Origin of the sequence: uncultured Ruminococcus sp. (assembly GCF_946415235.1) — a bacterium.
Classification (GTDB): domain Bacteria; phylum Bacillota; class Clostridia; order Oscillospirales; family Ruminococcaceae; genus Ruminococcus.
The window spans coordinates 1-5,233 of sequence record NZ_CAMKRR010000151.1 but is presented as its reverse complement, the minus strand read 5'-3'; the positions used below and the strand labels follow the sequence as shown (position 1 = coordinate 5,233).

At 41.8% G+C, this 5,233-nt stretch carries 6 protein-coding genes; 3 read left to right on the top strand and 3 right to left on the bottom strand.

Translation table 11 applies throughout. From position 1 onward, the window contains the following. Positions 1 to 127: 127 nt before the first annotated feature. Genes Q0R37_RS15110 through Q0R37_RS15100 form a run of 3 tightly spaced genes read right to left on the bottom strand, consistent with a single transcriptional unit; the run spans position 128 to position 1,084 of the window. Positions 128 to 364 carry a hypothetical protein gene (locus Q0R37_RS15110; RefSeq protein ID WP_294755409.1) on the bottom strand — a complete coding sequence of 79 codons (237 nt, stop codon included), beginning with the start codon at positions 362 to 364 and terminating at the stop codon, positions 128 to 130. Then, positions 342 to 884 carry a CHC2 zinc finger domain-containing protein gene (locus Q0R37_RS15105; RefSeq protein WP_294755408.1) on the bottom strand — a complete coding sequence of 181 codons (543 nt, stop codon included), beginning with the start codon at positions 882 to 884 and terminating at the stop codon, positions 342 to 344. Before Q0R37_RS15105 ends, Q0R37_RS15110 begins: the two co-directional genes overlap by 23 nt. After that, entirely contained in the window at positions 881 to 1,084 is a 204-nt protein-coding gene (locus tag Q0R37_RS15100) for a helix-turn-helix domain-containing protein (RefSeq protein WP_242940092.1), read from the bottom strand. The genes Q0R37_RS15105 and Q0R37_RS15100 overlap by 4 nt, the downstream gene beginning before the upstream one ends. 577 nt (positions 1,085 to 1,661) lie before the next feature. Here Q0R37_RS15100 and Q0R37_RS15095 point away from each other — a divergent pair. The 3 genes from Q0R37_RS15095 (at position 1,662) to Q0R37_RS15725 (ending at position 5,208) form a co-directional block, all read left to right on the top strand. Continuing rightward, positions 1,662 to 3,095, top strand: a complete 1,434-nt coding sequence (locus Q0R37_RS15095; RefSeq protein ID WP_294755407.1) for an NPXTG-anchored protein — start codon at positions 1,662 to 1,664, stop codon at positions 3,093 to 3,095. Positions 3,096 to 3,186: 91 nt separating this feature from the next. Next, a complete protein-coding gene (locus Q0R37_RS15090; RefSeq protein ID WP_294755406.1) occupies positions 3,187 to 4,506 on the top strand; it encodes an FMN-binding protein in 1,320 nt (439 codons plus the stop codon). A gap of 417 nt (positions 4,507 to 4,923) precedes the next feature. Further along, entirely contained in the window at positions 4,924 to 5,208 is a 285-nt protein-coding gene (locus Q0R37_RS15725) for a DUF6076 domain-containing protein (RefSeq protein ID WP_366517449.1), read from the top strand. Positions 5,209 to 5,233 lie beyond the last annotated feature (25 nt).

Genomic DNA, 5,233 nt, shown 5'->3' with positions numbered 1-5,233 from the left:
TAAAAGGCTATATATCGCGGAGCTTTTTACACACCTGCTGTTCCGTTGCTGTGTATCGGTGTGTAAAATAACCAACGCAAAATCGGCAAATACACACCTTACACAGCAAACACAACATTTTTCAATTTCATCTGAGATTATTTCTGTAGCTTGTATCAATGCCGCGATAGCCTCTTGCTCTTTTACTGTTTTCATGACTCTGGACGTTTGCACAATACTCGATTTTGAACTTCTCATGGTTCTGTTTCAGCCACAGGTTGAACATTTCCTTTTTCATAGGATCGGTACTGTTAATAGCACACCAGTGACAATAACCGCTGTACAAGTCGGCTGTGGAACATTCAAGTTCTTTTCCGAACTTCACAAACTGTTCGTCTTCTAAAATCTTTTCTCTCTTCCTGTGTTCCGCTGATGAAAATATTGCAGTAGTTCTCATATTCGTCCTGATTGTTCAGGCTCTCCACAAACAGCGGACTGGGCTCTTCTCCCTGCGTTCGCGGAGCATATTCTTCCCGGAATCTGCACAGCAAATGATAATAGTCAGACAGTACGCGGAAGGCTTTGCCCTCTTTCTCGCGCTGAGTTTCTCTCTGTATCACCGGTTTTATGAATGGTTCTTTGCTGCTGTGTACGATACCGAAGGCGGAGCAGAGCTGCTTTGCAGCTTCGTACTGTGACAGTCCCGTTACCTGAGCTGCAAATGCTACTGCATCTCCATGAGCTCCGCAGCCGAAGCAATAATAGTGGTCATTGTAGAGCTTCATGGACGGAGTTTTGTCATCATGGAAAATACAGTTTATCATTCCTCTGCGAGCGTCGATACTGTACAGCTCCGCAACCTTCTGCATGGTAATACTGCCACGAATCTTTTCAAAGATATTCATGCGGCATCACCGCCCTCGGGTTCATAATGTCCGAAAACAGCTTTCATGAGAGCTTCTTCAGAAATGAGGTACTTCTTGCCAGCCTTGAAACAGGGCAGGTCTCCCGAAATACACATCTGCCTGATGCGGTATTCCGTCAGTCCCTCGATAAGCTTCGCCGCCTCTTTGATTGTAAGCACTTTTCTTTTTGGTGTAGTCATTTTCATGACCTCCTTTTAATAAGATCAGCATTGCTGCTGACATACGCTTTTTAAAAGCTGTATGTATATATAGGCGGAAAAGGGGACTTTTTAAACGGAAAACCGTTTAATATAAGAAAAATAATTTTCAACTTTGTAGCATTGTACAATTATGGACTCCATTTTCCAGTGACATGATGTGAAATATTCTGTTTTCAAGTTTCTTCTGCAACGCTGCAATCCCATTATAGCCAACCGAAACAGCAAAGTCAATAGATGTGATACACATACTCTATTTCAACTATTTCACATCTATTTTCGTATATACTCTACTTTTTCAGATGTAACATCTATTTTTGAAAAGATATATTATAAACGGCTTAATTGCGCCTATTTTTATTTTTCTTTTGTAAAATCCAGCATCTGAAAAAAGTCCCTGCTAACAAAAATGCATTATTTAAACAAAATTGAATAATCACTAATTATTTAAATTATAGAAAAAATACATTGACACAAGCTTGCTGTTTGTTGTAAAATATACTTAGTCTATTTAAATGATTTACAAGACAATTCAATAACAAAAGGAGTATTTTGACAAATGAAAAAATTAAGAACACTATTAAGTGCAGCAGTCTGTATAGCTGCTCTTGCAGCTACGCCTTTCTCAGGATCTGCTGCGGACAGCGAAAAGATATATGGTACCATGAACATACCCTATGCCGAATTCTACAAAGCAGAGATCGATGACGCATACACTGTTGACGCTGTTTCTTCCGCGACCACAAAGGGCAAGTGGGGCATGAACGGCGAAGGCGAGATCGTTGAGGGTACATACAACAACGGCAACGGAACCATCCTCGGTGTAAAGTTCCCGGTTGAAGTTTCATCAGCTGACGTTGATGCTCTCAAGGGAAAGTATGACTTCTCTCCCCTCGACAGTAAGCCGACAGCATACAAGGAAGTAGCCCTTTCAGGTGATTCTCTCAGCGTATCGAAGCTCGTTGACACAAACGGCGAGCAGACAATCGAAGGCTCTGCAACAGTTTCAACAAACAGCTATTACGGCGACTATCAGATCAAGGTAGCAGGCTATCCCGAGAATACAGTTCTTTACGGCGTAATAATCAATACAAAGGAAAACGACCACTACGCTATGCGTCACCTCGAAAATATCTGGAGATCTGGTTCGTATGCATGGTCGGCAGGCATAAAGACTGTAGAATATCATGGAAACCATGTAAAATACGAAAACTACGCAAGCTCAATGGGCAAGACCGTTACATCTGTAACATTCATCACACTTGACGGCTATACCACCGTAAATGTCGGTGAGCAGTATCTTCCTATCAGATTTGCAGGTGAGGTCAAGGCTGAGGACGCTTCTGCAGGCACAGGCAAGACAGCTCTTTCACTCACAGGTTTCCCAGAGGACTATAAGAAGGTCATCAGTGCAGATGAGGGTCTCACAGCTACCGAAACAGAAGTAAGCTACACAAATGCAAAACCTGGCAAGTATAATGTAAACGTTAACGATGAAAGCGGCAAATATGCTCCCATGACAGCTCAGTTCCTGCTTACAACAAATGATATTCCTGTAAAGTTCGCAGACGGAAAGCTCACAGCTGCTGACGGCTTTACCGCAGATGACGCTGCAAACTTCATCAAAAACCTTGCAACTGTTGACATAAACGGAACTTCTTACAAAGCAACAGGCAGCAAGGGCATAAAGCTCTTCAAGGAGGACGGTTCTATCGATCTCGATGCAACTGTAAGCGACGCAGAGGTGTTTGAGAACAGCGGTACTTACACTGTCACTCTCAACTCAACAGGCTATAATGCACCATACAGCTTTGAAGTCAATAATGAAGCAGCTACTGCAACGACCACAACAAAGGCATCTACAACAGCAGCAAAGACCACATCATCTTCTTCAAACAGCCCGAAAACAGGCGTAAACGGAATGGCTCTGCCTTTAGCGCTCCTAACTTTTGCCGGAGCTACAGCTTTCGCGCTCAGAAAGAAAAACGATTGACATTTCGTTTCCTGACAGATAAATTATAATGCAGCTGACCCCTGGAGCTTTTACGGCTCAGGGGTCAAGTGCTGAAAGGTTGTAATAATATATGTTATTTATCATTTCACTTATAATTGCGCTTTTTACAGCATTTATCCTTGATAAGCAGCTAAAAAAGCGCCCCGTGATATTCTATATCGCGGCAGTTGTCCTCACAGCTGCTTCTATCATAACAGCACAGTCCGATATCACTATAAACAACAGCTTTGTCAGAAATTACGTTTTAGGTATGTTCTCACGCGGAGCTCTCGGAGCTGCTTTCTGGGCAGTAGTAATGTTTACAGGAGCTCTTCCCAACGGCTCTGCTCCGATTAAGAAGCTCATGCCGATAAGAGGAGAGCTTTCAATTACTGCCGCTGTGCTCACGCTTTCGCATATCGTAACATTCGGTATCAGGTATTTAACCAGCCTTGTAAACGGCAGAACAGGCAGTGGAGACGCTTTCAGGAACTTCGTCATCACCTTTGTTTTATCAGCTGCAATGACGCTTATAATGATACCGCTTACTGTGATGTCCTTCAAGGCTGTCCGTAAGAAAATGGCCGCTAAAACATGGAAGAAGATACAGTGCTTTGCTTATCTTTTCTATGCGATGATATATATTCATATCATGGTGCTTTTTATTCCGAAGGCTCAGAATGGTAGAGAGGGATATTTCCTCAGCGTTCTTGTATACAGCGCAGTATTCATCGGTTACGCTGTACTCAGACTGAGAAAGTATTATCTTTCCAAAAAGGAAAATGCTTCAAATTTCCTTCCGAATGCAGTTTCTGCCTGCGCTTTTATTATCCCCTTATGTCTCTGCGGAGTTGTTTCACGGAACACAAATGTTAAGTCAAAGCCTGTCAGCACATCGGCAAGCTCGACATTTGAAAATCCCGAAAACGAACAGGCTCATACAGAAAAAACTGCTATCTCCACAGCTTACACATCAAAAACGACTTCAACAGCCAAGTCAACTGCGACAACTTCCGATAAAACCGAAAAAAACACTGAAACTTCAACTATTGAAACTACAGAACCAACCATTGAAGCTGAGCCCCAGAACGAACAGCCTGCTGAAGATGAGCCGGAAGAAACTCCACAGCAGAGCAACCGCTTCAGAAACGGTACTTTTGAGGGTACAGGCGAGGGCTATGACGGAAAGGTACACGTTTCCATTACAATTGAAAATGATGTTATTACTGCGTTTTCGGCAACTGCCGACGCTGACGATCCCGACTATTTCGGCGACGCTATGAACAAAGTAATACCACAGATAAAAAGCAGCCTCAGTGCTGACGGCATTGACGCCTGCTCTGGCGCTACGTACAGCTCTAACGGTATAATCGAAGCAGCAAGAAACTCTCTTGAACAGGCATTGAATTGAGTTATTGCTAATACGTAAAATTCACTTCTTAAAACAATTACATAAAAAGGATCCATAGATAATATTTATATCTGTGGATCCTTTTTATACATCGATTTTCAAAGCTTTTTCCGCCTCGCAGAGAGCACATACCATGTAAGCTTCACTTCAATAATTTAATTTCATTTTTATAATTTATTGATATGTTAGAAACATTAAAAACTATCATATCCACTAAACGAATAAATCTTTTGATCAACATTAGGAAGATTAGTTTTTGCTAATGCTGCGTTTCCTGTATTTTTATAATCTCCAAGCAAACTTCTAAATTCTTTAATATCATTATATATTTGTAAATCAGAGGCATTAAGGTCTCCTGCTGCAACCCAGCCTCTGCCGAGTACATAGAACAGATACTATGTTTATTATAGTATCATATTGCTTTCTTGTCAAGAAAAAAGCCGAGGTCAGAGGCCTCGGCTTTCTCATGGTAATAATCGCCTTACGACGTTTAAGGTTAAAACAAATCCTTACTGGAATATTTACAGCAAGGCTTACAAGCAACATTACGCCCGCTACATGAAAAAGAAAATGTCACAGGCTGAATTTGCTGAGTGGGCTGATTATGCTCTTGATCTCAGGTCTAAGGCTGAAAATGGAGAAATCGAGTTTGAAGTTTATGAGGCGGAAATCAGTAAGCGTCAAATAAACTGCGTCCCATAAGATATAAAAATATCCTCGCCGATGG